Origin of the sequence: Streptomyces sp. NPDC048506 (assembly GCF_040651315.1) — a bacterium.
In the GTDB taxonomy this organism is placed as follows: domain Bacteria; phylum Actinomycetota; class Actinomycetes; order Streptomycetales; family Streptomycetaceae; genus Streptomyces.
This window is the reverse complement of sequence record NZ_JBEZIX010000001.1, coordinates 294,928-320,073: the sequence shown is the minus strand read 5'-3', so window position 1 is coordinate 320,073 and position 25,146 is coordinate 294,928. Positions and strand designations below refer to the sequence as shown.

Genomic DNA, 25,146 nt, shown 5'->3' with positions numbered 1-25,146 from the left:
ACCACCGAGGTCGAGTCCGCCCTCGTCTCCCACCCCGCGGTCGCCGAGGCCGCCGTGGTCGGCGCGAACGACCCGACCACCGGCCAGGCCATCTGTGCCTTCGTCATCCTGCGCGGCGGAGCGGCGGAGGCGGCGGCATCATCCGCCGACGCGGAGGGCGGCCTGGTCGAGGAACTGCGGGCGCACGTCGCCAAGCAGCTCGGCCCGATCGCCAAGCCCAAGCGGATCCTGCCGGTGGCGGAGCTGCCCAAGACCCGCTCCGGCAAGATCATGCGGCGGCTGCTGCGCGACGTCGCCGAGAACCGTGACCTGGGCGACGTCACCACGCTCACCGACTCCTCGGTCATGGACCTGATCCAGGCCAAGCTGCCCAGCGCGGCCAGCGAGGACTGAGGTCGCGTCCGCTCCTGCGGTGTTCGGCGCACCACGGAGAGGACCGAGACCGACGCACCACGGAGGGGCATCCGGGCCACGGCGGCCCGGGTGCCCCTCCGCCGTGCCGCGGCGGCCCCACGTCCGAATTGCCCGTAAGGTGAGGCCACCGAATACTCGTTCGCACCCGCCCGGTAAAGTGGGAGGCGCGTCAATGACGCGCTAAGAATCTCAGGGTGCGCCGGGAAGTCTGGTCGGCAACTGCAACAGCCGTACACAGCTGCCGAAGGCCGGAGGTCACCCCCGTGAGTGCACCCACCCACCGTCGTTCCCCCTTCCTCGGGCGCATGTCGCTGCCCGAGCGGAACTTCATCGCGGATGCGCTGCGCACCGAGACGGTCGGCGGTGTCCTCCTCCTCGCTGCCGCCCTGGCCGCCCTGATCTGGGCAAACACCCTGAGCGGAAGCTACGCGGCGGTCCGCGACTTCCACCTCGGCCCGGCCTCTCTGGGCCTGAACCTGTCCCTCCAGCACTGGGCCGCCAACGGCCTGCTCGCGGTCTTCTTCTTCGTCGCCGGCATCGAGCTCAAGCGTGAGCTGGTCGTCGGCGAGCTGCGGGACCCCCGGGCCGCCGCGCTCCCGGTGATCGCCGCGGTCTGCGGGATGGCGACACCGGCGGTCGTCTACGCCCTCGTCAGCGGTATCGGCGGGGGCTCCCTACAGGGCTGGGCGGTCCCCACCGCTACCGACATCGCCTTCGCGCTCGGCGTGCTGGCCGTCATCGGCACGTCACTGCCCGCCGCGCTGCGCGCCTTCCTGCTCACCCTCGCCGTCGTCGACGACCTCTTCGCCATCCTGATCATCGCGATCTTCTTCACCTCGAAGATCAACTTCCTGACGCTCGGCCTCGCCGTCGTCGGCCTGGTGGCCTTCTACCTGCTGCTGCGCAAGGGCGTCCGCGGCTGGTACGTCTACGTCCCGCTCGCCATGGTCATCTGGGCTCTGATGGAGAACAGCGGGGTGCACGCCACCATCGCCGGCGTCGCCATGGGTCTGATGCTGCGCTGCCACCGCCGCGACGGCGAGAGCCGGTCCCCCGGCGAACGCATCGAGCACCTGGTCCGCCCGCTCTCCGCCGGCCTCGCGGTTCCGCTGTTCGCCCTCTTCTCCGCGGGCGTCTCCATATCCGGCGGCGCCCTCCACGACGTCTTCACCCGGCCCGAGACGCTCGGCGTCGTACTCGGCCTGGTAGTGGGCAAGGCGGTGGGCATCTTCGGCGGTACGTGGTGCACCGCCCGCTTCACCAAGGCCGAACTGAATCCCGACCTCAAGTGGCCGGACGTCTTCGCGCTCGCCTCCCTGGCCGGCATCGGATTCACCGTCTCGCTGCTGATCGGCGAACTGGCCTTCGCCGACGACGCGGCACTGGCCGCCGAGATCAAGGCATCGGTGCTGATCGGATCGCTGCTCGCGGCCCTTCTCGCCGGCATCCTGCTCAAGGTCCGCAATGCCAAGTACAAGAAGCTCTGCGAGGACGAGGAGCGGGACGAGGACCAGGACGGCATCCCCGACATCTACGAACTCGACAAGCCGGAGTACCACCTGCGGATGGCGGCGATCCACGAAGCCAAGGCCGCGGAGCACCGGCGGCTTGCCGAACTGGCCTCCAGCGCGCACTCCGGGGACGATGGTCCGGCATGATCTGAGAGGCTTTGCATCCGGGTGACGAAAAGAGGGAGACGGCGATGAGCGCAGTCGATGCGGGCGGGGAACGCAGCCTCGGACAGCTGGTGGCCTCGGCCACCACCGAGATGTCCGCACTGGTCCACGACGAGATCGCACTGGCCAAGGCGGAGCTGCGGCAGGACGCCAAGCGGGCGGGCATCGGCAGTGCCGCGTTCATCGTGGCGGGCGCGCTGGCGCTGTTCGCGCTGCCGGTGCTGAGCTTTGCCGCGGCGTACGGCATCCACAACCTCGGCCTGGGGCTCGCCTGGTCCTTCCTGATCGTGGGCGGCGCCTTCCTGGTCCTCGCCGGGCTGTTGGCCCTCATTGCCATCGCCAAGATCAAGAAGATCAAGAAGCCGGAGAAGTCCATCAACTCCGCCAAGGAGACCGCGGCCGTGCTCCAGAAGGCCAAGCCGCACCCCCGTGTGGAGGCCATGGACCACCCGGTCCTGGAGTCTGTGACACGCTCGTCGGTATGACAGCCCCTGACAGCACCGCCTCGGTCGTACGGATCGACGTCCCCGGCGGGCAGGAGGTGACCCACCGGGACGTCGCGGCCAACGGCGCGCGCTTCCACATCGCCGAGATGGGCGACGGCCCACTGGTTCTGCTGCTGCACGGCTTCCCGCAGTTCTGGTGGACCTGGCGGCACCAGCTCCCGGCGCTCGCCGAGGCGGGCTTCCGCGCGGTGGCCATGGACCTGCGGGGCGTCGGCGGCAGCGACCGCACCCCGCGCGGCTACGACCCGGCGAACCTCGCCCTGGACATCACCGGCGTCATACGGTCCCTGGGCGAGCCGGACGCCGCGCTCGTGGGGCACGATCTGGGCGGCTACCTGGCCTGGACGGCGGCGGTGATGCGGCCCAAGCTGGTGCGCCGCCTCGCGGTGGCGTCGATGCCGCACCCGCGGCGCTGGCGCGCGGCGATGCTCGCCGACGTCCGGCAGAGCGCCCGCAGTTCGCACATCTGGAACTTCCAGCGGCCCTGGCTGCCCGAGCGGCGGCTGACCGCCGACGACGCGGCGCTGGTCGGCCGGATGATCCGGGAGTGGTCCGGGCCCCGGCTGCCGGACGACGAGGCGATCGAGGTCTACCGGCGGGCGATGAGCATCCCCTCCACGGCGCACTGCTCGATCGAGCCGTACCGCTGGATGGTGCGCTCGTTGGCCCGTCCCGACGGCATCCAGTTCAACCGCCGGATGAAGATGCCCGTACGGGTGCCGACGCTGCACCTGCACGGCTCGCTGGACCCGGTGATGCGCACCCGCAGCGCGGCCGGCTCCGGCGAGTACGTCGAGGCGCCGTACCGCTGGCGGCTCTTCGACGGGCTGGGGCACTTCCCGCACGAAGAGGATCCGGTGGCGTTCTCCACCGAGCTGATCAGCTGGCTCAAGGACCCGGAACCGGACCGCTGAGCACGGCGCGGGCTCCGCGCCGGGGCATCGGCGTCCCGCTGAGCGGTCGGTTCGAACCGTTCAGCGGGGCACGTTCGTGCCGGCCTCGAACATTCACCTGACGAACGGCCACTTGCCTGGCGCATAGGCCAATTGGCGGCCCCCGCGGCGGTTACGGACCTTGGGGCACGGGCAGAGTCGAGGGTATGGGCTGGACGCACGACTACCGTGACGTGGCACGCAACCGCCGCAGCAGTGCCGCTGCCGTGGGCACTCAGGACAGGGGCACCCCGGATCTCGGGTCCGGCGGGTCCCCCGATCCGGCGCACCCTATGGGCATTCCGCGCATCCTGCGCCGCAGAGCGCGCTGGATGAGCGCCCGCCTCCGCCATACCCGTAGCTGAGCGACCGCCCGTCCGCCGGCGCGGCGCCGGCAACCGCGCGCCGCGCCCGACGCACTCCGGAGGACGCGAGCGCCCCGCCCGCCGCGCGTGACGCCGCCCCGGGCGGCTCGGAGCGCCGCCAGGGGCTTCCCGTTCTCCGTCGATCCCCTGAGGGTGTCGGCCCGGTGCCTCAGATCGCGCAGCCCTGGCTGTCGACCTGCTGCTGGGCCGTACGCCCGTTGAGGACGTCCTGGCGGATCTCGTCGGCGGTCAGTGCGTAACCGGTGCGCGAGTCGTCCAGCGACTTCGCGAAGACGACGCCGTAGACCTCGCCCTCGGGGGTGAGCAGCGGGCCGCCGGAGTTGCCCTGCCGCACCGTGGCGTAGAGCGAGTACACATCGCGGCCGACCGTGCCGCGGTGGTAGATGTCCGGGCCGTTGGCCTGGATACGGCCGCGGATACGGGCCGAGCGGACGTCGTAGCCGCCGTTCTCCGGGAAGCCGGCGACGATGGCGCTCTTGCCGCTGCCGGCGTCCGAGCCGGCGAACCGCAGCGCCGGGGCGTTCAGCGAGGGCACGTCCAGCACGGCGATGTCGCGCCGCCAGTCGTACAGCACGACCCGGGCGTCGTACGTACGGCCCTCGCCGCCCACCTGGACGGTCGGTTCGCTCACCCCGCCGACGACGTGGGCGTTGGTCATCACGCGGTGCCGTCCGAAGACGAAGCCGCTGCCTTCGAGGACCTTGCCGCAGCTGGGGGCCGTGCCGACGACCTTGACGATGCTGCGCTTGGCCTGCGCGGCCACCGGACCGGAGGCCAGCCGGGGGTCGGGCGCCGGCACGCTGTTGATCGGTTCGTTGGAGAACGGCGTGAAGACCTGCGGGAAGCCGTTCTGCGCGAGCACCGAGGAGAAGTCCGCGAACCAGGTGTTGGCCTGCTGCGGCATCACTCGGGACACCCCGAGCAGCACCTTGGAGTTGCGGACCTCCTTGCCGAGCGTCGGCAGGGACGTACCGGCCAGCGCGGAACCGATCAGCCAGGCAACCAACAGCATCGCCACGACGTTGACCAGTGCGCCGCCGGTCGCGTCCAGGGCTCTCGCCGGTGACCAGGTGATGTGGCGGCGCAGTTTGTTGCCCAGGTGGGTGGTGAGTGCCTGGCCCACGGATGCGCACACGATCACGATGGCGACCGCCGCGATGGCCGCGAAGGTGCCGGGTGTGGCATCGCCGGTGATCTCGTTCCAGAGCACGGGCAGCACGAAGACCGCGATCAGCCCGCCTCCGAGGAAGCCGATCACGGACAGAATGCCGACGACGAAACCTTGCCGGTAGCCGACGATCGCGAACCACACGGCCGCGACCAACAGCAGGATGTCCAGGACGTTCACGCCGGACACCGTCTCACGCGCGCCAGTCGAGCGGGACCTGCTTGTCACGGTCCCACGGAATCTCCCACCCCGCATAGTGCAGGATCCGGTCGATCACACCCGCTGTAAAGCCCCAGACCAGGGCGTTCTCGACCAGGAAGGCCGGCCCGACGTGACCGCTCGGATGGCGCGTTGTCACACGATGGGCGGGATCCGTGAGGTCGGCCACAGGAACCGTGAACACCCGGGCGGTCTCCGCCTGGTCGACCGCACCGACCGGGCTCGGCCGGCGCCACCACCCCAGGACGGGCGTCACCACGAAGCGGCTGACGGGGATGTAGAGCCGCGGCAGCACACCGAAGACCTGCACCCCGGACGGGTCGAGGCCGGTCTCCTCCTGGGCCTCGCGCAGCGCCGCCCGCACCGGGCCGGTGCCGTCGGGGTCGCCGTCCTCGGGGTCGAGCGCGCCGCCGGGGAAGGAGGGCTGGCCGGCGTGTGAGCGCAGCGTGCCGGCGCGCTCCATCAGGAGCAGCTCGGGGCCCCGCGACCCGTGGCCGAAGAGGATCAGCACCGCGGACTGCCGGCCGCCGTCCTCGGGCGGCAGGAAGCGGCTGAGCTGGCGCGGCTCGATGGTGGTGGCCGCGCGGACCACCGGGTCGAGCCACTCGGGCAGGCCGTCGACCGTGACCATGACCTCGCCGCCCTCGGCGGGGCGGCCGAGCCCCGCCTCCTCGTCGTACCGCTGCTCCCGTGCACTCCTCATACGCGCCCCCTCAGGCCTGGCTTTGATGGTGGGACCCCCTGGGGCCGGGTGGCGGTTCCCCCTGCTCGGCACGAGCGTGGGGGAGGGCCCTCACGGGGCCGGCCTCAGGGGCGTCACGGCTGTGGTCATGAGGCGCTCGCCGGCGGCGCCATCGGCGGCGCGGGCTGCCCCGGGTAGTCGGCCGGCGGCCTCAGCCGCTGCCCCGGCTGGCCGCCGAGCTCGTACTTGAGCAGCTTCTTGGCCTTCTCCGGGTCCGTCTCGCCCTCGCCGTACGCGGGGCACAGCGGGGCGACCGGGCAGGCGCCGCAGGCCGGTTTGCGGGAGTGGCAGACGCGCCGGCCGTGGAAGACGACGCGGTGCGAGAGCATCGTCCACTCGCTCTCCGGGAAGATCGCGGCGACATCCGCCTCGACCTTGTCCGCGTCCTCGTGGGTGGTCCAGCCGAAGCGGCGCGCCAGCCGGCCGAAGTGGGTGTCGACCGTGATGCCCGGTACGCCGAAGGCGTTGCCCAGCACCACATTGGCGGTCTTGCGGCCGACTCCGGGGAGGGTGACCAGGTCCTCCAGGCGGCCGGGCACCTCGCCGCCGAACCGGTCGCGCAGCGCCGCGGACAGGCCCAGCAGCGATTTCGTCTTGGCCCGGAAGAAGCCGGTGGGCCGGATCAGCTCTTCCAGCTTCTCCGGGGGCAGCGCGGCCATGTCCTCGGGCGTCGGGGCGACCGCGAAGAGGCGCGGGGTGGTCTGGTTGACCCTCAGGTCGGTGGTCTGCGCGGACAGCACCGTCGCGACCAGCAGCTCGAAGGGGTTGGTGAAGTCCAGCTCGGGGTGGGCGTACGGATAGAGCTCGGCCAGCTCGGCGTTGATCTCGTGGGCCCGGCGCACCATGGCGGCCCGCGACTCGCGTTTGCGCGCGGGGGCCTTCTTGGCCGGGGCCTTGGCGGTCGCCTTCTTGGTGGCCGCTGTCTTCTTGGCGGCCGCTGTCTTCTTGGTGGCCGCTGTCTTCTTGGTAGCCGTCGCCTTGGCGGCGGTCTTCTTCGCCGCCGGCTTCTTCACGGCGGCCTTCTTGACGGCCTTCTTGACGGGCTCGGTGGCCTCGACGGCCTTCTTGGCCGCCGCCGGCTTCTCGGTGGTCTCGTTCACGGCGGCCTTCTTCCCTGCCGAGGTCGTGCGTACCGGGCTCATGCCCACCGGGCTCGTGTCCTGCGCCACCGACCGCGACGCGCCGGCCGTCCGGACGGCGGGCTTCCGGTTGCTCGCCACCCCGGCGGGCGATTTGTTACTTTTATCCGAATTGAACGCTCCGCCGGACGCCTGTTCGCCCACAGCGGAATCGCGCCCTGCGCTCACCCGTCCGGCCCCCCAGTCCTCTGCTCTCACCGGCGTATTGGACACTCGGCCAGACTAAGGCCAGCCACTGACATCCGGCTTGATCGCCGAGATTCGTCACCCCAATCGGCCCCCTGCCTTATGGCTGGGGGCACCGGTCCGGCAAACTTGTGATTGATCGCACTGTTTTGCATTCCGGCATGATGGGGACCACAGTCCCCCGGAGCATGTCGACAAGGAGAGATCTCGTGGACGACGTTCTGCGGCGCGCACCGCTCTTCGCGGCGCTCGATGACGAGCAGGCGGCCGAGCTGCGCGCCTCGATGGGAGAGGTCACGCTCGCCCGCGGCGACGCCCTGTTCCACGAAGGGGACCCCGGCGACCGCCTCTACGTGGTCACCGAGGGCAAGGTGAAGCTGCACCGCACCTCCCCCGACGGCCGGGAGAACATGCTCGCCGTGCTCGGCCCCGGAGAGCTGATCGGTGAGCTCTCCCTCTTCGACCCGGGCCCGCGCACGGCCACGGCGTCCGCCCTCACCGAGGTGAAGCTGCTCGGCCTGGGCCACGGCGACCTCCAGCCCTGGCTGAACGCCCGCCCCGAGGTGGCCACGGCCCTGCTGCGCGCGGTCGCCCGCCGCCTGCGCAAGACCAACGACCAGATGTCCGACCTGGTCTTCTCGGACGTGCCGGGCCGCGTGGCACGCGCCCTGCTCGACCTGTCGCGCCGCTTCGGCGTGCAGTCCGAGGAAGGCATCCACGTCGTGCACGACCTGACGCAGGAAGAGCTGGCCCAGCTGGTCGGCGCCTCCCGCGAGACGGTCAACAAGGCGCTCGCGGACTTCGCGGGCCGCGGCTGGCTGCGCCTGGAGGCGCGCGCCGTGATCCTGCTGGACGTCGAGCGGCTGGCCAAGCGCTCCCGCTGACCCCGGCCTCCCAGAAGGCCCCAGGGCCCCGCTCCGGCGGGGCCCTTCGCCGTATCGCGCCGCGGACCGCGGTGCATCGCCCACGGGCCCCCGGTGCATCGCCCACGGGCCCCCAATTGCGTCGCGGATCGCCCGGCACCCCGGCATAGTGGCGCCATGACGGACGGCAGGGGCATCGGCACGGGACTGGACGACGAGGGCTACTTCATCCGCGAAGGGTCCCTGGAACGGGTCTCGGCGCGGTTCGCGCCCGTCGTGGCGGAGCTCGGCGCCCGACTCGCCCAGCACTTCGGCCCCGACCGCCTGCACAGCAGCTACCTCTACGGGAGCATCCCGCGCGGCACCGCCGTCGCCGGGGTCTCCGACCTCGACGCACTGCTCGCCCTGCGGGACGAGCCGACCGACGACGACCGTGCCGCCGCCCGCGCCGTCGAGGCCGGGCTGGACGCCGACTTCTGGCAGATCAACGGTGCGGAGCTGCTGCTGTTCGGCGTGGACCGGCTGCTGAGCGAGCCCGAGCGCCACGACCTGGCGTGGTTCGTGGCCTGTCTGTGCACCCCGCTCGACGGCCCGGACCTCGCCGCCCGGCTGCCCCGTTACCGCCCCACCTCACTGCTCGCCCGGGAGACCAACGGCGATCTCTTCCGCAGCCTGCCCGGTCTGCGCGAGCGGGCCGCGGCGGCCGCCACGGAGGCCGAGCGCACCCGGCTGACCCGGGGTGTCGCCCGTCGGCTGGTGCGCACCGGATTCACCCTGGTCATGCCGCGCTGGGGCGGCTGGACCAGCGACCTGGCCCAGTCCGCCGAGGTGTTCGGCCACTACTACCCGGCACACGCCGAGCAGATGCGCAGCGCGGCCCGCGCCGCCCGGACGCCCGAGGCCTACCCGGGGCTGCTGGACGAGCTGCTGGCCGGCCTCGCCCCCTGGTTGGCGGAGGAGTACCTCGCCGTCCACGGGGCGAAGGCGCCCCGCCCGTAGGCCCGGTGACGGGGCCTCGCGGCCCGCCCGCGGACCGGCTGAGGATCAGCCGTCGATCAGCCCGTGCTCCCCCAGGTAGTCCAGTTGTGCCCGCACCGACAGCTCGGCCGCCGGCCACAGGGACCGGTCCACGTCCGCGTAGACGCTCGCGACGACCTCGGCGGGCGTGCGGTGACCGGCCTCGACCGCGGTCTCCACCTGGGCCAACCGGTGGGCACGGTGCGCCAGATAGAACTCCACCGCTCCCTGGGCGTCGTTCAGCACCGGCCCGTGCCCCGGAAGGACGGTCGACACGCCGTCGTCCACCGTGAGCGAGCGCAGCCGGCGCAGCGAGTCCAGGTAGTCGCCCAACCGCCCGTCGGGGTGCGCCACCACGGTGGTGCCGCGCCCCAGGATCGTGTCACCGGTCAGCACCGCGCGGTCCGCGGGGAGGTGGAAGGAGAGCGAGTCGGCGGTGTGCCCCGGTGTGGGCACCACACGCAGCTCCAGACCACCGGTGGTGATGACGTCGCCCGCCGCCAGCCCCTCGTCCCCGAGGCGCAGCGCCGGGTCCAGCGCCCGTACGCCGGAACGGGTCAGCTCGGCGAACCGGGCGGCGCCGTCGGCGTGGTCCGGGTGGCCGTGGGTCAGCAGCGTCAGCGCGATGCGCCTGCCGGCCCGCTCGGCGGTGTCGATGACGGCCCGGAGGTGGCCCTCGTCGAGCGGCCCCGGGTCGATGACGACGGCGAGGTCGGAGTCCGGCTCGGCGACGATCCAGGTGTTGGTGCCGTCCAGCGTCATCGCCGACGGGTTCGGTGCCAGCACGCAGTGGGCGCGCGCGGTGGCCGCCCCGGAGATCACTCCCCCACGGGGCTGGCCCGGGAGGGCGGCTGCGTCGGTCATCTGAGGGTCCCTCCCTAGGAACGGGCGGCGTCTGAGGGGCCGTCGGACGTGCCGCCCCCAGCGGCGCCGCCCCCGGTGTCCCGCTGCGCGATGTGCTTGGTGAATTCCTCGTGCCCCGGCCAGCTCAGCACGATCTCGCCGCCCACCAGGCGGGCGCGGGCCAGCACCGGTGTCAGGTCCTGGGCCTCCGCGGCGGCCAGCGCATCGGCGGCGGTGGCGTACGGCTGGAGCGAGCGCAGCGTCGCGATGGTCGGCGGCATCATCAGCAGCTCGCCCCGGTCGTAGCCGGCGGCCGCCTCCTCGGGCCGGATCCACACGGTGCGGTCCGCCTCCGTGGAGACGTTGCGGGTGCGCTGGCCCTCGGGGAGCGCGGCGACGAAGAACCAGGTGTCGTAGCGCCGCGGCTCGAACTCCGGGGTGATCCAGCGGGCCCACGCGCCCAGCAGGTCGGACCGCAGGACCAGGCCCCGGCGCCCCAGGAAGTCGGCGAAGGACAGCTCGTGGGCGACCAGGGCGGCGCGGTCCGCCTCCCAGTCCTCGCCCGTGGTGTCCGCGACGACCGTGTCGGCCGAGGGGCCGGCGAGCAGCACGCCCGCCTCCTCGAACGTCTCGCGGACCGCCGCGCAGACGATGGCCTGGGCGGTGGCCGGGTCCACGCCCATGCGGACCGCCCACTGGGCGCGCGAGGGACCCGCCCAGGCCACCGGACGTTCGTCCCGTGGGTCGACGGCACCGCCCGGATAGGCGTACGCGCCTCCGGCGAAGGCCATGGAGGCGCGTCGGCGCAGCATGTGGACGGTGGGGCCGCCGGATCCCGAGTCCCGTAGCAACAGGACGGTCGCGGCCCGCCGGGGCTCGGCAGGGGTCAGCTCACCGCTCGCGAGCGCCCGGATGCGGTCCGGCCACTCCGGTGGGTACCACTGGCCATTGGTCGTCGACGACATGGCCGGATGCTATGCGCTCGGGCGGGGATGTTCGAGGGTCACTTTCGAGCCGGACGGTTCGCCGGGGACTGCTCCCGGCAGTCGGCCGGGCCGCACGGCGCGCCGCGCCACCGCGACGGCGCCCCGCCCGGCCCCGGAACCTACTCCGCCACCTCGACCTGGATCTCGACCTCGACCGGCGCATCGATCGGCAGCACCGCCACACCGACCGCCGACCGGGCGTGTACGCCCTTGTCGCCGAGGACCTCGCCGAGCAGTTCGCTGGCACCGTTGACGACGCCCGGCTGGCCGGTGAATTCCGCTGCGGAGGCCACGAAACCGACGACCTTGACGACCCGCTGGATCTTGTCGAGGTCGCCGATGACGGACTTCACGGCGGCCAGCGCGTTGAGCGCACAGATCGCGGCGAGCTCCTTGGCCTGCTCCGGGCTGACCTCGGCGCCGACCTTGCCGGTGACCGGCAGCGCGCCGTCCACCATCGGCAGCTGGCCCGAGGTGTAGACGTACGCCCCGGAGCGCACCGCGGGCTGGTACACGGCCAGCGGCGGCACGACCTCCGGCAGCTTCAGCCCGAGCGCTGCGATCTTGTCCTCTACGGCGCTCATGCCTTCTCCCGCTTCAGGTAGGCCACCAACTGCTCGGGGTTGTTCGGGCCAGGTACGACCTGGACCAGCTCCCAGCCGTCCTCGCCCCAGGTGTCCAGGATCTGCTTCGTCGCGTGCACGAGGAGCGGCACGGTCGCGTATTCCCACTTGGTCATGGGCCGAGCGTAATACCTGTTCGCGGCCGCGGTGGACGCCGCCGCCACCGCCGCGGCCGCCCGCCGCGGTCCGCCCTCGCCACCGGTCCCCTACGGCACATCCCTGACCTTTCCCGGACGGACCGGGGGCAGATATCCGGGGCTTGTCAGGCGTATCCCGTGCGTAGCCGCGACGCGGACTGGTTAGGCTCCATGGCGTGAGCAGGCTCCATGTCGTCAGCGGCAAGGGCGGCACCGGCAAGACCACGGTCGCCGCTGCCCTCGCCCTCGCCCTGGCCACCGAGGGGCGCCGTACCCTCCTGGTCGAGGTCGAGGGCCGGCAGGGCATTGCCCAGTTGTTCGAGACCGAGGCGCTTCCCTACGAGGAGCGCAAGATCGCGGTGGGTCCCGCGTCGGAAGGCGCGTCGCCCTGGGGGGCGCCCCGGGCCGAGCCCGGCAAGGACCCCCTGCGCAGCGGCGTGCGCCGGGCGGGCGAGGTGCACGCCCTCGCCATCGACGCCGAACGCGCCCTGCTGGACTACCTCCAGATGTTCTACAAGCTCGGCAGCGCCGGCCGGGCCCTCAAGAAGCTCGGCGCGATCGACTTCGCCACGACCATCGCACCGGGCCTGCGGGACGTCCTGCTGACCGGCAAGGCGTGCGAGGCGGTGCGCCGCAAGGACAAGAACGGCAGGTTCGTCTACGACGCGGTGGTCATGGACGCCCCGCCGACCGGCCGCATCACCCGCTTCCTGAACGTCAACGACGAGGTCGCCGGCCTGGCCAAGATCGGCCCGATCCACAATCAGGCGCAGGCCGTGATGCGGGTCCTCAAGTCGCCCGAGACCGCGGTGCATCTGGTGACGCTCCTGGAGGAGATGCCGGTCCAGGAGACCGCGGACGGCGTCGCGGAACTGCGCGCCGCCGGCATCCCCGTCGGCGGCGTCGTCATCAACATGACCCGCCCGGCGCTGCTGGACAACGGCGACCTCGACGCCCTCACCGCCCGTGGTGCCCGTACGGGCGTCGCCAAGGCGCTCTCCCAGGCCGGCCTGGGCGGTGCCCGCCGCGGGGGGCTGGCCGACCGGCTGATCGACCCGCTGCTGGAGCAGGCCCGCGAACACGCCCAGCGGGTCGAGCTGGAGCGCGCCGAGCACGCCGAACTGACCGCAATCGGCCTGCCCACCTACGAGTTGGAGCTGCTCCCCGAGGGAGTGGACCTCGCCGGGCTCTACCGGCTGGCGAGAGACCTGCGGAAACAGGGGCCCATATGACCTCGGACGACACGACGCTGGACGCCTCGGCCCCCGGGCTGGAGGTCGATGCGCTGATCGACGACCCGCGCACCCGCATCGTGGTGTGCTGCGGCTCGGGCGGTGTCGGCAAGACCACCACCGCCGCGGCGCTGGGGGTGCGTGCCGCGGAGCGCGGCCGCAAGGTCGTCGTGCTGACCATCGACCCGGCCCGGCGGCTGGCGCAGTCCATGGGCATCTCCGAGCTGGACAACGTCCCGCGCCGGGTGAAGGGCGTCGACGAGAGCGCGGGCGGCGAACTGCACGCGATGATGCTGGACATGAAGCGCACCTTCGACGAGATCGTCGAGGGGCACGCGGACGCCGACCGGGCCCGCGCGATCCTGGAGAACCCCTTCTACCAGTCCCTGTCGGCCGGTTTCGCGGGCACGCAGGAGTACATGGCCATGGAGAAGCTCGGCCAGCTCCGCGCGGACGACGAGTGGGACCTGATCGTCGTCGACACACCGCCGAGCCGTTCCGCGCTGGACTTCCTGGACGCCCCCAAACGCCTCGGCTCCTTCCTGGACGGCAAGTTCATCCGGGTGCTGATGGCGCCGGCGAAGGTCGGCGGCCGGGCCGGCATGAAGTTCCTGAACGTCGGCATGTCGATGATGACCGGGACGCTCAGCAAGCTCATGGGCGGCCAACTCCTGCGCGACGTCCAGACGTTCGTGGCCGCGATGGACACCATGTTCGGCGGCTTCCGCACCCGCGCGGACGCCACGTACCGGCTGCTCCAGGCGCCGGGCACGGCGTTCCTGGTCGTGGCCGCGCCGGAACGGGACGCGCTGCGCGAGGCGGCGTACTTCGTCGAGCGGCTGGCCGCCGAGCAGATGCCGCTGGCCGGTCTGGTGCTGAACCGGGTGCACGGCAGCGGCGCCGCCCAACTGAGCGCCGAGCGCGCGCTGGCGGCCGCGGAGGCCCTGACGGACGGCCTGGCGGAGGACGAGGACGGCGACGCCGGCCGCGCCGAAAATAATCTTGGAACAACCGGCATTGTCGATCTCGACAGCGGGCAGACTGGATCAGGTACCGCCGGCGGCCTCTCCCCCGCTGCCGCGGCGGAGCAGGCGACACCCACTTCGACCAGTTCGGCCTCGGCGGCGCAACTCGCCGCCGGGCTGCTACGACTGCACGCGGAACGCATGCAGGTCCTCGCGCGCGAACGGCGCACGCGAGACCGCTTCACCGCGCTGCATCCGGAAGTTCCGGTGACGGAGGTCGCGGCGCTGCCCGGCGACGTCCATGACCTCGCCGGCCTGCGCGCCATCGGTGACCGCCTGGCCCGCAACGGTACGGATCCCGACCAAGCCACCGACATGTCCACCCCGGACAAGACCGAAGACTGAGCACCACGGCGGCAACCGCACACCACCCGCCCAGCGCCCAACCGGCTTCGCCACGCGGCCCCGTGCCCGCACCCTTCGACGGGCACCGGCGCGACCCACATAGGCACCGCCAGCCACACGGCCCCCACCTGCCAAACGGGACCTTCCCGCCGATCGGCGCACACAAGGCGCACACAAGGGGCACACGGCGCACGACCACCGCGGCTGCCGGACGTGCCCAACCTCCGGGCACACCAACGGCATTGGTGGCGCACTGCCCGCCCGCACCGAGCGCGCGACCTGCCGGTCCGCACCGCACGAGCGCCCACGCCGCCCCGGCCCGGCCAGTCGACCGACCCGTCCGGCCCGCCCGCCCTACCGGTCCACCCGGTCCGGCCGGCGCTCCGACCCCACGGGGCACACCGTCCGGCGGTCAGCCGACCGCGGCGTACTCGTCGAAGGTCTCGTCCTCACAGTCCACCGGCAGGATGCCCGTGCTGCGCTCATACTCCGTCCGCGCTGTCTCCAGCAGGCGGCGCCATGACGTCACGGTCGGGCGGCGACGCAGCAGCGCCCTCCGCTCGCGTTCGGTCATCCCGCCCCACACGCCGAACTCCACCCGGTTGTCCAGGGCGTCGGCCAGGCATTCCGTGCGTACCGGACATCCGGTGCACACCGCCTTGGCGCGGTTCTGCGCCGCCCCTTGAACGAACAGTTCATCCGGATCGGTAGTGCGGCACGCTGCCTGTGCACTCCAGTCGGTTACCCAGCCCATGCTGGCGCCGTCCTCTCCCGAATCGAGGCTCCCCCACGGCGGCAAGCGGCATATTCACCGTTGCCAGTTGAGGACGTTACGGAAGGCGAGCAGGGCGCAACACCCCCTTCGGGCCCAATCTTGAATGGCCCGAACGGACTATGCGTACGCGGCAGATCACCCAACGGAGTGATGCTGCGACATACGTCACTTTGCTCACAAGACAGGACGGTTCCCGGTGCTGACGCGGGATTTCTTGCGGCACACGCGAGTACGTGGGGGCACGGTCCGGGAGAGTCGGGGTTGACGAACTGAGGCGTAACCGTTCCGCTGTGGCGGCTGAGAACAGGCTAAGCGAACAGGTGCACCCCTGTCCGGCGATTGAGGACGTAGGCACCTCACGTTGCTATGCCGTCAAGTGCACGGGATGAGCCCTCCGTTCATGGCGCGGCGGAAGAGCCTCTGGTGCCACTCGCTGGCGTCCGGTCCGGGGTCGGTGGTCAGGACGGGGTTCGGGCCTGTCTCGATGAGGTGCAGGAGCGTCCAGGCGACGCCGTAGCAGTCGTCCGGGCCGAAGCAGGAGACGAGCGCCTTCGCTTCCTCTCCGGTCACCGGCCTGGCGATCGCGCGGAGCTGCTGGTCACGCTTGTCGATCTCTTCTTCGCTCGCGTCCCAGTCGGGGAGTGGGCCGTCGGCGACGAACGTCTGCACTGTGGGTCTCACGGGCGAATGATCGGTTGTCTTCGACACCATGGGCAAGGCGCCTTGGCTGGTCAGGCTGCCACCACCTCGGCGAGCGAAGGCATCCGTCCGGCGCGCACGTGACCACCACCACTCGCACCAGACCGCGCACCGATCTACGGTGAGGCCTGGACGGCCCGACTGCACCTGGATGTCACGGTCTGGTACTCGAACGCTCCGCGAAGCACCCACTCCTTCGGAACGCCCATAACTACGGATTAGGCTGCCCCCATGCCCAAGAAGCGCGATGGCGGAGGCCTGTCCAAGACGCAGCAGGCCGCCAAGTTCCTCGGAGTCAGCGTCCTCGCCGGAGCGGTGCTCGCCGGGATCGCGCTCCCGGCGGCCGGGGCGCTGGGCCTGGCGGCCAAGGGGTCGGTGGAGGGCTTCGACGAGATCCCGGCGACCCTCAAGACGCCGCCGCTCAGCCAGCGGACCACCATCCTGGACGCCAACGGCGGCGAGATCGCCAAGGTCTACTCCCGCGACCGCACGGTCGTGGACCTCAAGGACATGTCGCCGTACATCCAGCAGGCGATCGTGGCGATCGAGGACGCGCGCTTCTACCACCACGGCGCCATCGACGTGAAGGGCATCCTGCGCGCGCTCAACAAGAACGCGCAGTCGGGCGGCGTCTCCGAGGGCGCCTCGACCCTGACCCAGCAGTACGTGAAGAACGTCTTCATCGAGGAGGCCGGCAACGACCCGGACAAGGTCGCGCAGGCCACCCAGCAGACGATCGGCCGCAAGGTCAAGGAGCTCAAGTACGCGATCCAGATCGAGAAGGAGCTCGGCAAGCGCAAGATCCTTCAGAACTACCTCAACATCACGTTCTTCGGCCAGCAGGCGTACGGCATCGAGGCGGCGGCCCAGCGGTACTTCAGCAAACACGCCAAGGACCTGAACCTGGACGAGTCGGCGCTGCTGGCCGGCATCGTCCAGTCGCCGAGCCGCTACGACCCGGTCAGTGCCCCGCAGGAGGCGACCCGGCGGCGCAACACGGTGCTCCAGCGGATGGCCGACCTGAAGGACATCACCCAGGCGCAGGCCGACGCGGCCGCCAGGAAGCCGATCAAGCTGGCCGTCAGCCGCCCCAAGAACGGCTGCATCACCGCCACCAACGGCGCGGGATTCTTCTGCGACTACATCCGCAAGGTCTTCCTCGGCGACCGGGCCTTCGGCAAGACCCGCAAGGACCGTCTGAAGCGCTGGGACCGGGGCGGCATGACGATCCGCACCACCCTCGACCCGCAGACCCAGAAGGCGATCCAGGCGTCCATAGGCGACCACGTCTACGCGGACGACCCGGTCGCCACCGCCGCCACCATCGTCGAACCGGGCACCGGCAAGATCCTCGGCATGGGCCAGTCCCGCCCGTACGGCTTCGGCGCCAACCAGACCGTGATCAACCTCTCGGTGGACCACAACATGGGCGGTGGCGCCGGCTACCAGCCCGGATCGACCTTCAAGCCGGTGGTCGCGGCGGCCGCGCTGGAGCAGGGCACCAGTCCCGAGCAGCAGTATTCGTCGCCGTACCAGATGCCGTACCCGAGCCCGGTGCAGACCTGCAACGGCGAGTGGCACGGCACCCCCGCCGACACCACTCAGAACGAGAACCGCAAGGAGGTCGGCCCCTACGGCATGAAGGAGGCGACCGCCAAGTCGGTCAACACCTACTTCGTGCAGCTGATCAGCGACATGGGTATCTGCCCCGCGGTGAAGATGGCCCAGAAGATGGGCATCGAGCGGGCGGACGGCAAGCCGCTTCAGCAGGTGCCGTCGATGACGCTGGGCGTGCAGGAGATGTCGCCGCTGACGATGGCCGCCGGCTACGCCGCCTTCGCCAACGGGGGCGAGTACTGCTCCCCCGTCGCCATCGAGTCGATCACCGACGCGCGCGGCCGGGCGATGAAGGTTCCGCGGACCAGCTGCCGCAGCGCGATGTCGAAGAAGACCTCGGACACGATCAACACCCTCCTCAAGGGCGTGGTCGAGGACGGCACCGGCAAGGAGGCCGGCCTCAAGGGCCGTGACAGCGCCGGCAAGACCGGTACCAGCGACAACCGCTACGCCGCCTGGTTCGTCGGCTACACCCCGAACGCGGCGGGCGCGGTCTGGGTCGGCGACCCGCAGCACAAGCGGAAGATGTACGGCATCACCATCGGCGGCGTCCCGCACGACAAGGTCTACGGCGCCGACACCCCCGGCCCCATCTGGCGCGACGCGATGACCGGCGCCCTGGCCGGCCGGCCCGCGCCCGCCCTGCCCACCGTCCCGATCGGCGACCCCAACAAGGACAAGGGCCGCGACCAGGGCGACGAGGGCGACAAGAACCCCGGCCGGCACAAGCCCGGCCGCGGCGGCGACAACAAGCCGGGCGGCGGCGGTTGGGACATTCCGGGCTGGCCCGACATTCTGGGCGGCGGCAACGGCGGCTGGTAGCACGGCGGTTGACGCTCTGGACCTGGGGAGCCCCCGGTCCGGCCGATGCGCAGCAAGCAGGACGCGCGACAAGAAAGACGCTCAGCAAGGAGCAGGAAGTGCGGGCGCCCCCACACGGGGCGCCCGCACTGCGTCTCTTCTCGCTCTGCCTTACGTCCTTCGCGGCTGCGCGGGCCACTCGCCCGACCGGTACCGCGCGGAGCCGGCGACCGGTCAGCCGGCCAGCAGCTTCTTCACCATCGCGGCCACCCGGCCGCCCTCGGCACGGCCCGCCACCTGCGGGTTGACGATCTTCATGACGGCGCCCATCGCCTTCGGCCCCTCGGCGCCCGCGCCCTTGGCCTCCGCGACCGCCGCCGCGACCAGCTGCTCCAGCTCGTCGTCGGTCAGCTGCTTGGGCAGGTAGTCCGCGAGCAGCTCGCCCTCGGCGCGCTCCCGCTCGGCCTGGTCGCCACGGCCACCCTTCTCGAAGGCCTCCGCGGCCTCCCGGCGCTTCTTCGCCTCCCGCGCGATGATCTTCTCGACCTCGCCGTCGGACAGCTCGCGCGCCTCGGTGCCCGCGACCTCCTCCTTCTGGATCGCGGTCAGCGTGAGGCGGAGGGTGGCGGAGCGCAGCTCGTCGCGCGCCTTGATCGCGGCGGTGAGGTCGTCCTTCAGCTTGGACTTGAGCGTGGTCATGGCGTCGAGTATGCCCCCACCCACCGACAACCGCCGCGCCTTTTCCTCCCGGCCCCGCCGCCACCCCCGGCCCTCCCCGCTGCATCCACCCCCCTCGCTCTGCGACGATGGGCCCATGCGCGCGCGATACGGAGTACCCCTGACCCTGACCGCAGTCGGCGCGGCCGGCGTGGCCTACGCCGCCGGCTTCGAAGTCCGCTCCTTCCGGCTGCGGCGCGTCACCGTGCCCGTACTGCCCCGCGGTATGCGCCCGTTGCGGGTCCTACAGGTCTCCGACATCCACATGGTCCAAGGACAGCGGAAGAAGCAGCGCTGGCTCCAGTCGCTCGCCGGGCTGCGCCCCGACTTCGTCATCAACACGGGCGACAACCTCTCCGACCCCGAGGGCGTCCCCGAGACGCTGGACGCGCTGGGCCCGCTGATGGAGTTCCCGGGCGCATACGTCTTCGGTTCGAACGACTACTACGGCCCCCGGCTGCGCAACCCGGCCCGCTACCTCATCGAGCGGGTCCAGGGGCGGCACGGCCTGAACGGCAACGCACCCGTCGTCGGCGCCGTCCACAACCCGTGGGAAGAGTTGCGCGACGCCTTCGACACGGCCGGCTGGGTCGGCCTGTCCAACACCCGCGGGCGCCTGAAGCTGGAGGGCTTCGAGATCGCCCTGACCGGCCTGGACGACCCGCACATCAAGCGTGACCGCTACGCCGAGGTGGCCGGCGGCCCGGAGTCCGGCGCCGACCTCTCGCTGGCCGTCGTCCACGCCCCCTACCTGCGCTCCCTCGACGCCTTCACCGCCGACGGCTACCCGCTGATCCTGGCCGGCCACACCCACGGCGGCCAGCTCTGCATCCCCTTCTACGGCGCCCTGGTCACCAACTGCGACATCGACACCGACCGCGTCAAGGGCCTCTCCACCCACACCGCCGCCGGCCGCACCTCCTTCCTCCACGTCTCCGCCGGCTGCGGCACCAACCGCTACACCCCGGTCCGCTTCGCCTGCCCCCCGGAGGCGACGCTGCTGACACTGACGGCACGACACTGACCACGATCAAGGGGGAGGGGGCGGGCCCGCGGCCGGATGACCGACCGGGACCCGCCCTCTCCCTCTTGATCCCCCCTTGATCCCCGTTGATCACGCCCCGACCGCCCTCACCGCCACCTGACCGCCGCCTCCCGGACCATCCCCTTGATCGCCTTCGTGATCGACTCCATGAACGGCAGTGTGACGACCCAGGTCAGCCCCGCTCCACCGTCCCGGAAGAACCGGATTTCACGTACGGGGATCGGTCCGCTAAAGTAGAGCTCGTTGCTTCGGGGTGTAGCGCAGCTTGGCAGCGCGCTTCGTTCGGGACGAAGAGGTCGTGGGTTCAAATCCCGCCACCCCGACTGAAGGAACAAAAGGCCAGAGGCCCTATCGGAGAGATCCGATAGGGCCTCTGGCGTATCTGCCAGCACGAAAGTACAGCAACCGTCCTGGCCCTCCCCGACCGCCAGCAACGGCCGCTGAGGAAGCGTCGGCAGAGCCGGGGCGCTCGGCCGACACGATCGCGTGATTCAGGACACATCAGGGCTACGGCGCTCAAGGAGGGTGACGTCGCACCAGATGTCGTGGTGTTCGTGCCGATGCGCTCGCAGGTGCCGATGACGCGGAAACCGCGGCGGCTGCGGAGGGCGAGGCGGGCGGTGTTCTCGGGGAAGGCGCCTGACCCGGATGCCCCAGATCCTGGCAGCCTCGGCTGAGGCGATCAGGGCATCGAGGAGGGCGGCGCCGACTCCTCGGCCGCGAGCATCGAGGTGGACGTAGACGGAGTGCTGACCATGCCCGCTGTACACACCCGCCCAGGGCAAGGGCCAGATCCTCGGGGTGCTCGCCCCGGGCGGCGCTCGGTACTGCCGCCCACCCCGGTCCGCCGTTCGGCCCCAAAGATCCGGTCGCACGTTCCGGGCCCGGTGCACCCTCGCGTCGCCCGGGCACCTGCCCGATGCGCAAGAAGCCGTGTCCGGCCCGGACCCTGATTACGAAGGGGGCAGCCGGGCGGGTTGGCCGCTCAACTGCCCCTCGGACCGGTGGATCACCGTGCGATTGGCCGATTGGCTGTTAGGACATCGGCATTTCCACCGCTCCCTGTTCAGAGGCGAGCCTCGCGGATGGCTGGACTGCGGAAGCCGATGCCTCAGCTTTCGGTGCATACGAGCCGGGAGGCTCAGTTGGGCCTTTGGGCGGCGTCGTGGTGAGCTAGCGCCTCCTCGGCGGTCACCGGGGTGAAGGGTTCCAGGGCGGTGACGTGGAAGCGCTTCAGGCGCAGGTAGCGCTCGCCGGTGTCGGTGAGGGTCCAGTCGTGGCGGGTGCGGGCGGTCATCGGCTGGCCGGTGCGGGTGATGCCCTCCCAGGCGAAGTCGACGGTGATGCGGTGGTCGCCGTCCTCGCCGGGGGTGATCACCGGGTCGATCAGATGGTGGGTGCTGACGTCGACCAGTTCGCCCGCCTGGGCGTACCAGGCGGCGACCTCGTCGAAGGTGTGCAGGACCCGGCTGTCGGGGAGAGCCATGGCCAGCTCGGGGTGGAGCAGTTCGCGCAGTGCCTCGGCGCTGGCCGCGGGCTGCTCCAGGAGGGAGCACCAGTAGTGGACGAAGGCGAGGACCCGGTTCTCGGCGAGTGCGTCGGTGAACGGCTTGTCCTGGCGGGAGAGGACCTGCAGGTCGCAGACACTGATCCTGGGCAGACGCTCGGCCGGGTGCTGCACAAGCTTCAGGTCGTAGCGCAGCAGGGTGGAGCCGTTCATCGCCGGTCCGGCGGTTTCGAAGTCGTGGGTGACGGCGACCTGGGCGGCGTCGGGGCCGGTGTGCTCGATGGCGAGGCTGCGCAGATGGTGGGCGTTCGACTGGGCCGGGTCCATGGCGGCGAAGAAGTCCAGGTAGGCCTGGCGCCCGTGGACGTCGGGCTGTCCGCTCTGCGGTGGGCGGTGGAGGGTGAAGTCCTCGGTGACGAGTTCTCTCTGGTGGTCGAGGTTGCGGTTGGCGGTCTCGTAGCCGTAGTACCAGCGGTGCACCACGGTGAGGGCGCGGTGCTCGTAGGAGCCGGCGGCGAGGGCGGCGCGGAGGGTGTCGAGTGCGGTGGGCTCGGACATGATCGGTGTTCCTGTTCCGGGGGCGGTTCGGTTTCCGGGGTGGTTCAGCGGACCCAGGTCTTGGTGAGGGCCTGGACGGCGGAGCCGTCGAGGTCGGCGAGCGTGGTGGCGACGAAGTTGCGGGCCCAGTCGGAGGTCTGGATGCGGAAGGGCGGGCGGTCGGCGGTCAGGGCGTCGACGATCGGGGCGGCGGCCTCGGCCGGGGTCTGGGCGCCTTCGAACACGCTGCGGCGCAGGCCGAAGTACGCCTCAAGGGCTGGCGCGTAGGGCCCGGCCGCATTCAGCAGGGCGGGGATGTCCAGGTTCTGGTTGGCGACGAACTCGCTGGCCACCGGGCCCGGTTCGACCACGGTGACGTCGACGCCGACGGTGGCGGCGAGGGGGGCGAGGGACTGCATGAAGCCCTCGACGGCGAACTTGGCCGCGCAGTACGCCTCGTTGAACGGCTGGCCGACGGCGCCGCCGACACTGCTGACGGTGATCACCCGGCCCCGGGAGGCACGCAGGTGCGGCAGGGCGGCACGGGTCATGGCCACCACACCGAAGAAGTTGACCTCCATCGCGGCACGGACCTCGTCCAGGCCCAGCAGCTCGATGGTGCCGGTCTTCGCCGAGCCGGCGTTGTTGACCAGGGCATCGAGGCGGCCGTGCTCGGCGATGACCTCGTCCAGGCAGGCGGTGATGCTCTCGGGGTCGGTCACGTCCAAGCGCTTGACCTGGATACGGTCGGCCACACCCGCCTCGTCGGCAGCCTCCAGCAAGGCCTCGGCCTTGCCTGGGTCGCGCATGGTCGCGATGGCCGTCCAGCCGGCCCGGGCGGCGCCGATGGCGGCGGCCAGGCCGATGCCGGAGGACGTGCCGGTGATCAGAACCGTCTTCGGGGAGGTCATGAGGGTCTTCCTTGCGTGTGGAGCTAACGGCGAAGCCAGCAAACGGGGAGTTCCCCGGTTTGCTCTGCAACGGTAACCGGGGAACTCCCCGGTTGTCCAGGTAGACTGGTCCCCAGACGAAAGGGGCAGCCTTGACCACCCAGCCGAGCCCGTTGCGCGCCGACGCCCGCCGCAACCGGGAACGCATCCTCGAAGCGGCCGTGCGTGCCTTCTCCGAGAAGGGCGCGGACGTCCCGATCGACGCGATCGCCAAGGCCGCGGGCGTCGGCTCGGCCACGCTCTACCGCCACTTCCCTACGCGCGAGGCGCTCATCGAGGCGGCCTACCGCAACGAGCTGGCCCGGGTCTGCGACAGCGCCGCCGAGTTGCTGGCCGACTTCCCGCCAGACCGGGCGATGCGCCTGTGGATGGACAGGTTCATCGACTACCTGGCCGCCAAGCACGGCATGGCGGACGCCCTGCGGGCCGCGGTCGCCTCCGGCGCGGACCCCTTCGCCGAGACCCTCGACAAGCTCGGCACCGCGATCGGCATCCTGCTGCACGCCGGCACTGAAGCCGGTCTCCTGCGCTCGGACGTCGACCCCCTCGACGTCGGCTTCAGTCTCGCCGGCGTCGCACTGATCACCAGCACACCCGCCCAACGCGAACGGGCCGGCCGTCTCCTTGACCTGCTCCTCGACGGGCTCCGCTACGGAGTAGGCCGATAAGCCATTCCCAGGGCACGCTCCTCGGCCTCCGCCGACAAAGCTTCCGAAGTGACCATGCGGATTTGTGGTGCAGTTGCCGTTATGGGGGTCTTTCATTCCTGTCCGCTGTCCACTCTTGAGAGCCACTCCACCTGATGGCTCGCAAGCGTGGGCTGAAGCTGGTCGCCGGTGCCAAGCCTCGTTGCCTTTGGGTAGGCCGGTGGTGGTGAGTGGCGTCAGTTGGAGGCGAGTGCTTCGGCTGGCGGGGTGCGGGCGGCGCGGGTTGCCGGGTACAGGCCGGCGAAGGTGCCGATTGCGGCGGCGGCTGCCAGACCTGCGAGGACGGCTTGGCTGGGGAAGGTGAGCGGCCAGTGTTGGTCAAGGGCCCAGGCGGTGCTGGCTGCCAGGCCGAGCGCGATGCCGGCCAGGCCGCCGAGGCAGGACAGGGCTGTGGCTTCGGTGAGGAACTGCAGGCGGATCTGGCCGCGGCCGGCTCCCAGGGCGCGCCTCAGGCCGATCTCCGCTCGTCGCTCCAGGACGGAGATCACCATGGTGTTGGCGACTCCGACGCCTCCGACCAGGAGGGAGACCGCACCCAGGCCGAGGAGCAGGTTGGTCAGTGTGGAGTTGATGGTCTGCTTGATGTCGAGTGCCTCCGAGGGGCGGCTGACGCTGACTTCTTCAGGGTGCGCAGGGTTGACGGTGGCCGCCAGGACGCTGCGTACGTCGGCAACGGCCTCGTCGGTTGAGCGTTCGTAGATCGTGGTGGGGTGGGAGTCGAAGCCGAGCCGGGTTTTGGCCACGTCCCAGCCCACCAGTGCGGAGGTGTCGATCTCCGGGGCGAGGGCGATCGGGTCGAGGATGCCGACGACGGTGAACCACTGGTCACCGAGGTAGACCGGCGTGCCGGGACGGTCGATGCCGAGCCGGGACGCGGCGACCGAGCCGAGGACGACCGCCGGGTATTTGGTGGTGGCGGCGTTCAGCCAGGTGCCCTCGCCCACGGTGGCTCCGATCACCTTGGGCAGGTCGAGGCGGGTGGCTTGGACGGAGATGCCGCCGGTCTCGTTGGGGTCGGTCTTGTCGGTGCGGTAGACGTGGGCGCCGGAGACTGCGCCGACGGCTGACACCGATTGCACGGGGGCGATGCGGCGCACCATGCTCACGGACTGGTTGGGCAGTTTCGACTTGTCGCCGAACAGGCTCTGTCCGGCCGAGACGGTGAGCAGGTTGGTGCCGACCTTGGCGAGCTGGGCGTTGATCTGTGCCTGGCTGCCGGTGGTAATGCCGAGGATGGCGACCATGGTGGCGACGCCGATGGCGATGCCCAGGGCGGACAGGCAGGCTCGCAGCGGCCGGCCGCGTACGCCTACCAGGCCGACGCGCATCACGTCGCCGGGGGTCAGTCGAGC

The 25,146-nt window shown here is 71.2% G+C and carries 24 protein-coding genes, 1 tRNA gene and 2 pseudogenes; 13 read left to right on the top strand and 14 right to left on the bottom strand.

Annotated elements, in window-relative coordinates; all coding sequences use genetic code 11:
• The 5 genes and pseudogenes from AB0C96_RS01405 to AB0C96_RS01385 form a co-directional block, all read left to right on the top strand.
• Positions 1-393 (top strand): annotated as a pseudogene (locus AB0C96_RS01405) (acetyl-coenzyme A synthetase); the annotation flags it as partial.
• 284 nt (positions 394-677) lie between these two features.
• On the top strand, positions 678-2,072 hold the full coding sequence (nhaA, locus tag AB0C96_RS01400; RefSeq protein ID WP_362912423.1) for a Na+/H+ antiporter NhaA: 1,395 nt from the start codon (positions 678-680) through the stop codon (positions 2,070-2,072).
• 44 nt (positions 2,073-2,116) lie between these two features.
• Complete coding sequence (locus AB0C96_RS01395) at positions 2,117-2,575, top strand: phage holin family protein (RefSeq protein ID WP_362912421.1); 459 nt, start codon at positions 2,117-2,119, stop codon at positions 2,573-2,575.
• Positions 2,572-3,510, top strand: a complete 939-nt coding sequence (locus tag AB0C96_RS01390; RefSeq protein ID WP_362912419.1) for an alpha/beta hydrolase — start codon at positions 2,572-2,574, stop codon at positions 3,508-3,510. Before AB0C96_RS01395 ends, AB0C96_RS01390 begins: the two co-directional genes overlap by 4 nt.
• A gap of 185 nt (positions 3,511-3,695) precedes the next feature.
• On the top strand, positions 3,696-3,893 hold the full coding sequence (locus tag AB0C96_RS01385) for a hypothetical protein (RefSeq protein WP_078487036.1): 198 nt from the start codon (positions 3,696-3,698) through the stop codon (positions 3,891-3,893).
• A gap of 169 nt (positions 3,894-4,062) precedes the next feature.
• On the opposite strand, the gene AB0C96_RS01380 is transcribed toward AB0C96_RS01385, so the two are convergent.
• The 3 genes from AB0C96_RS01380 to nth all read right to left on the bottom strand — a co-directional run bounded on the left by AB0C96_RS01380 (position 4,063) and on the right by nth (position 7,143).
• Positions 4,063-5,262: a MarP family serine protease gene (locus tag AB0C96_RS01380; RefSeq protein WP_362912417.1), complete on the bottom strand. Its 1,200-nt coding sequence runs from the start codon at positions 5,260-5,262 to the stop codon at positions 4,063-4,065.
• Between the two features lie 13 nt (positions 5,263-5,275).
• Complete coding sequence (locus tag AB0C96_RS01375) at positions 5,276-6,004, bottom strand: CoA pyrophosphatase (protein ID WP_362912415.1); 729 nt, start codon at positions 6,002-6,004, stop codon at positions 5,276-5,278.
• Between the two features lie 125 nt (positions 6,005-6,129).
• The gene (gene nth / locus AB0C96_RS01370; protein WP_362912413.1) at positions 6,130-7,143 is read right to left on the bottom strand and encodes an endonuclease III; all 1,014 of its coding nucleotides are present in this window, start codon (positions 7,141-7,143) and stop codon (positions 6,130-6,132) included.
• A gap of 434 nt (positions 7,144-7,577) precedes the next feature.
• On the opposite strand from nth, the gene AB0C96_RS01365 reads away from it, so the two are divergent.
• Entirely contained in the window at positions 7,578-8,252 is a 675-nt protein-coding gene (locus AB0C96_RS01365; protein ID WP_006604164.1) for a Crp/Fnr family transcriptional regulator, read from the top strand.
• Positions 8,253-8,408: 156 nt separating this feature from the next.
• On the top strand, positions 8,409-9,230 hold the full coding sequence (locus tag AB0C96_RS01360; RefSeq protein ID WP_362912411.1) for a nucleotidyltransferase domain-containing protein: 822 nt from the start codon (positions 8,409-8,411) through the stop codon (positions 9,228-9,230).
• Positions 9,231-9,275: 45 nt separating this feature from the next.
• On the opposite strand, the gene AB0C96_RS01355 is transcribed toward AB0C96_RS01360, so the two are convergent.
• The 4 genes from AB0C96_RS01355 to AB0C96_RS01340 all read right to left on the bottom strand — a co-directional run bounded on the left by AB0C96_RS01355 (position 9,276) and on the right by AB0C96_RS01340 (position 11,816).
• Entirely contained in the window at positions 9,276-10,112 is an 837-nt protein-coding gene (locus AB0C96_RS01355; RefSeq protein WP_362912406.1) for an MBL fold metallo-hydrolase, read from the bottom strand.
• A 14-nt stretch (positions 10,113-10,126) separates the two neighbouring features.
• Positions 10,127-11,056, bottom strand: coding sequence for an NUDIX hydrolase (locus AB0C96_RS01350; protein WP_362912404.1), 930 nt, complete (start codon positions 11,054-11,056; stop codon positions 10,127-10,129).
• A gap of 140 nt (positions 11,057-11,196) precedes the next feature.
• Complete coding sequence (locus AB0C96_RS01345) at positions 11,197-11,661, bottom strand: RidA family protein (RefSeq protein ID WP_362912402.1); 465 nt, start codon at positions 11,659-11,661, stop codon at positions 11,197-11,199.
• Positions 11,658-11,816 carry a DUF4177 domain-containing protein gene (locus tag AB0C96_RS01340; protein WP_003967454.1) on the bottom strand — a complete coding sequence of 53 codons (159 nt, stop codon included), beginning with the start codon at positions 11,814-11,816 and terminating at the stop codon, positions 11,658-11,660. Before AB0C96_RS01340 ends, AB0C96_RS01345 begins: the two co-directional genes overlap by 4 nt.
• 197 nt (positions 11,817-12,013) lie before the next feature.
• On the opposite strand from AB0C96_RS01340, the gene AB0C96_RS01335 reads away from it, so the two are divergent.
• The gene (locus tag AB0C96_RS01335) at positions 12,014-13,069 is read left to right on the top strand and encodes an ArsA-related P-loop ATPase (RefSeq protein WP_362912400.1); all 1,056 of its coding nucleotides are present in this window, start codon (positions 12,014-12,016) and stop codon (positions 13,067-13,069) included.
• Entirely contained in the window at positions 13,066-14,439 is a 1,374-nt protein-coding gene (locus tag AB0C96_RS01330; RefSeq protein WP_362912398.1) for an ArsA family ATPase, read from the top strand. The genes AB0C96_RS01335 and AB0C96_RS01330 overlap by 4 nt, the downstream gene beginning before the upstream one ends.
• Positions 14,440-14,851: 412 nt before the next feature.
• Here the strand turns inward: AB0C96_RS01330 and AB0C96_RS01325 are convergent, their stop codons facing one another.
• Positions 14,852-15,193, bottom strand: a complete 342-nt coding sequence (locus AB0C96_RS01325) for a WhiB family transcriptional regulator (RefSeq protein ID WP_362912396.1) — start codon at positions 15,191-15,193, stop codon at positions 14,852-14,854.
• Between the two features lie 393 nt (positions 15,194-15,586).
• Complete coding sequence (locus tag AB0C96_RS01320; RefSeq protein ID WP_362912394.1) at positions 15,587-15,895, bottom strand: hypothetical protein; 309 nt, start codon at positions 15,893-15,895, stop codon at positions 15,587-15,589.
• A 249-nt stretch (positions 15,896-16,144) separates the two neighbouring features.
• Here AB0C96_RS01320 and AB0C96_RS01315 point away from each other — a divergent pair, with 249 nt between their 5' ends.
• Positions 16,145-18,352, top strand: coding sequence for a transglycosylase domain-containing protein (locus tag AB0C96_RS01315; RefSeq protein WP_362912392.1), 2,208 nt, complete (start codon positions 16,145-16,147; stop codon positions 18,350-18,352).
• Positions 18,353-18,565: 213 nt separating this feature from the next.
• Here the strand turns inward: AB0C96_RS01315 and AB0C96_RS01310 are convergent, their stop codons facing one another.
• A complete protein-coding gene (locus AB0C96_RS01310) occupies positions 18,566-19,030 on the bottom strand; it encodes a GatB/YqeY domain-containing protein (RefSeq protein WP_362912390.1) in 465 nt (154 codons plus the stop codon).
• Positions 19,031-19,145: 115 nt separating this feature from the next.
• Between AB0C96_RS01310 and AB0C96_RS01305 the strand changes: the two genes are divergently transcribed.
• Complete coding sequence (locus AB0C96_RS01305; RefSeq protein WP_362912388.1) at positions 19,146-20,072, top strand: metallophosphoesterase; 927 nt, start codon at positions 19,146-19,148, stop codon at positions 20,070-20,072.
• Between the two features lie 270 nt (positions 20,073-20,342).
• Positions 20,343-20,416: transfer RNA gene (locus tag AB0C96_RS01300), tRNA-Pro, on the top strand.
• A 168-nt stretch (positions 20,417-20,584) separates the two neighbouring features.
• On the opposite strand, the pseudogene AB0C96_RS01295 reads toward AB0C96_RS01300, so the two are convergent.
• The 3 genes and pseudogenes from AB0C96_RS01295 to AB0C96_RS01285 all read right to left on the bottom strand — a co-directional run.
• Positions 20,585-20,860: pseudogene (locus AB0C96_RS01295) on the bottom strand (GNAT family N-acetyltransferase); the annotation flags it as partial.
• A 374-nt stretch (positions 20,861-21,234) separates the two neighbouring features.
• Positions 21,235-22,158 (bottom strand): nuclear transport factor 2 family protein, encoded by a 924-nt coding sequence (locus AB0C96_RS01290; RefSeq protein ID WP_362912386.1) that lies wholly within the window; start codon positions 22,156-22,158, stop codon positions 21,235-21,237.
• 44 nt (positions 22,159-22,202) lie between these two features.
• Positions 22,203-23,048, bottom strand: a complete 846-nt coding sequence (locus AB0C96_RS01285; protein WP_362912384.1) for an SDR family oxidoreductase — start codon at positions 23,046-23,048, stop codon at positions 22,203-22,205.
• Positions 23,049-23,179: 131 nt separating this feature from the next.
• Between AB0C96_RS01285 and AB0C96_RS01280 the strand changes: the two genes are divergently transcribed.
• Positions 23,180-23,755 (top strand): helix-turn-helix domain-containing protein, encoded by a 576-nt coding sequence (locus tag AB0C96_RS01280; RefSeq protein ID WP_362912382.1) that lies wholly within the window; start codon positions 23,180-23,182, stop codon positions 23,753-23,755.
• Positions 23,756-23,970: 215 nt separating this feature from the next.
• Here AB0C96_RS01280 and AB0C96_RS01275 read toward each other — a convergent pair whose 3' ends face one another.
• Positions 23,971-25,122 (bottom strand): ABC transporter permease, encoded by a 1,152-nt coding sequence (locus tag AB0C96_RS01275; RefSeq protein ID WP_362912450.1) that lies wholly within the window; start codon positions 25,120-25,122, stop codon positions 23,971-23,973.
• Positions 25,123-25,146 lie beyond the last annotated feature (24 nt).

Excerpts from the sequence above, each read along its gene's own strand:
- AB0C96_RS01395 (WP_362912421.1), top strand. The coding sequence starts at position 2,117 with ATGAGCGCAGTCGATGCGGGCGGGGAACGCAGCCTCGGACAGCTGGTG.
- AB0C96_RS01285 (WP_362912384.1), bottom strand. The coding sequence starts at position 23,048 with ATGACCTCCCCGAAGACGGTTCTGATCACCGGCACGTCCTCCGGCATC.
- AB0C96_RS01355 (WP_362912406.1), bottom strand. The coding sequence starts at position 10,112 with ATGACCGACGCAGCCGCCCTCCCGGGCCAGCCCCGTGGGGGAGTGATC.
- AB0C96_RS01290 (WP_362912386.1), bottom strand. The coding sequence starts at position 22,158 with ATGTCCGAGCCCACCGCACTCGACACCCTCCGCGCCGCCCTCGCCGCC.
- AB0C96_RS01345 (WP_362912402.1), bottom strand. The coding sequence starts at position 11,661 with ATGAGCGCCGTAGAGGACAAGATCGCAGCGCTCGGGCTGAAGCTGCCG.
- AB0C96_RS01390 (WP_362912419.1), top strand. The coding sequence starts at position 2,572 with ATGACAGCCCCTGACAGCACCGCCTCGGTCGTACGGATCGACGTCCCC.
- AB0C96_RS01340 (WP_003967454.1), bottom strand. The coding sequence starts at position 11,816 with ATGACCAAGTGGGAATACGCGACCGTGCCGCTCCTCGTGCACGCGACG.
- AB0C96_RS01275 (WP_362912450.1), bottom strand. The coding sequence starts at position 25,122 with ATGCGCGTCGGCCTGGTAGGCGTACGCGGCCGGCCGCTGCGAGCCTGC.
- AB0C96_RS01305 (WP_362912388.1), top strand. The coding sequence starts at position 19,146 with ATGCGCGCGCGATACGGAGTACCCCTGACCCTGACCGCAGTCGGCGCG.
- AB0C96_RS01375 (WP_362912415.1), bottom strand. The coding sequence starts at position 6,004 with ATGAGGAGTGCACGGGAGCAGCGGTACGACGAGGAGGCGGGGCTCGGC.
- AB0C96_RS01315 (WP_362912392.1), top strand. The coding sequence starts at position 16,145 with ATGCCCAAGAAGCGCGATGGCGGAGGCCTGTCCAAGACGCAGCAGGCC.
- AB0C96_RS01350 (WP_362912404.1), bottom strand. The coding sequence starts at position 11,056 with ATGTCGTCGACGACCAATGGCCAGTGGTACCCACCGGAGTGGCCGGAC.
- AB0C96_RS01310 (WP_362912390.1), bottom strand. The coding sequence starts at position 19,030 with ATGACCACGCTCAAGTCCAAGCTGAAGGACGACCTCACCGCCGCGATC.
- AB0C96_RS01325 (WP_362912396.1), bottom strand. The coding sequence starts at position 15,193 with ATGGGCTGGGTAACCGACTGGAGTGCACAGGCAGCGTGCCGCACTACC.
- AB0C96_RS01385 (WP_078487036.1), top strand. The coding sequence starts at position 3,696 with ATGGGCTGGACGCACGACTACCGTGACGTGGCACGCAACCGCCGCAGC.
- AB0C96_RS01360 (WP_362912411.1), top strand. The coding sequence starts at position 8,409 with ATGACGGACGGCAGGGGCATCGGCACGGGACTGGACGACGAGGGCTAC.
- AB0C96_RS01330 (WP_362912398.1), top strand. The coding sequence starts at position 13,066 with ATGACCTCGGACGACACGACGCTGGACGCCTCGGCCCCCGGGCTGGAG.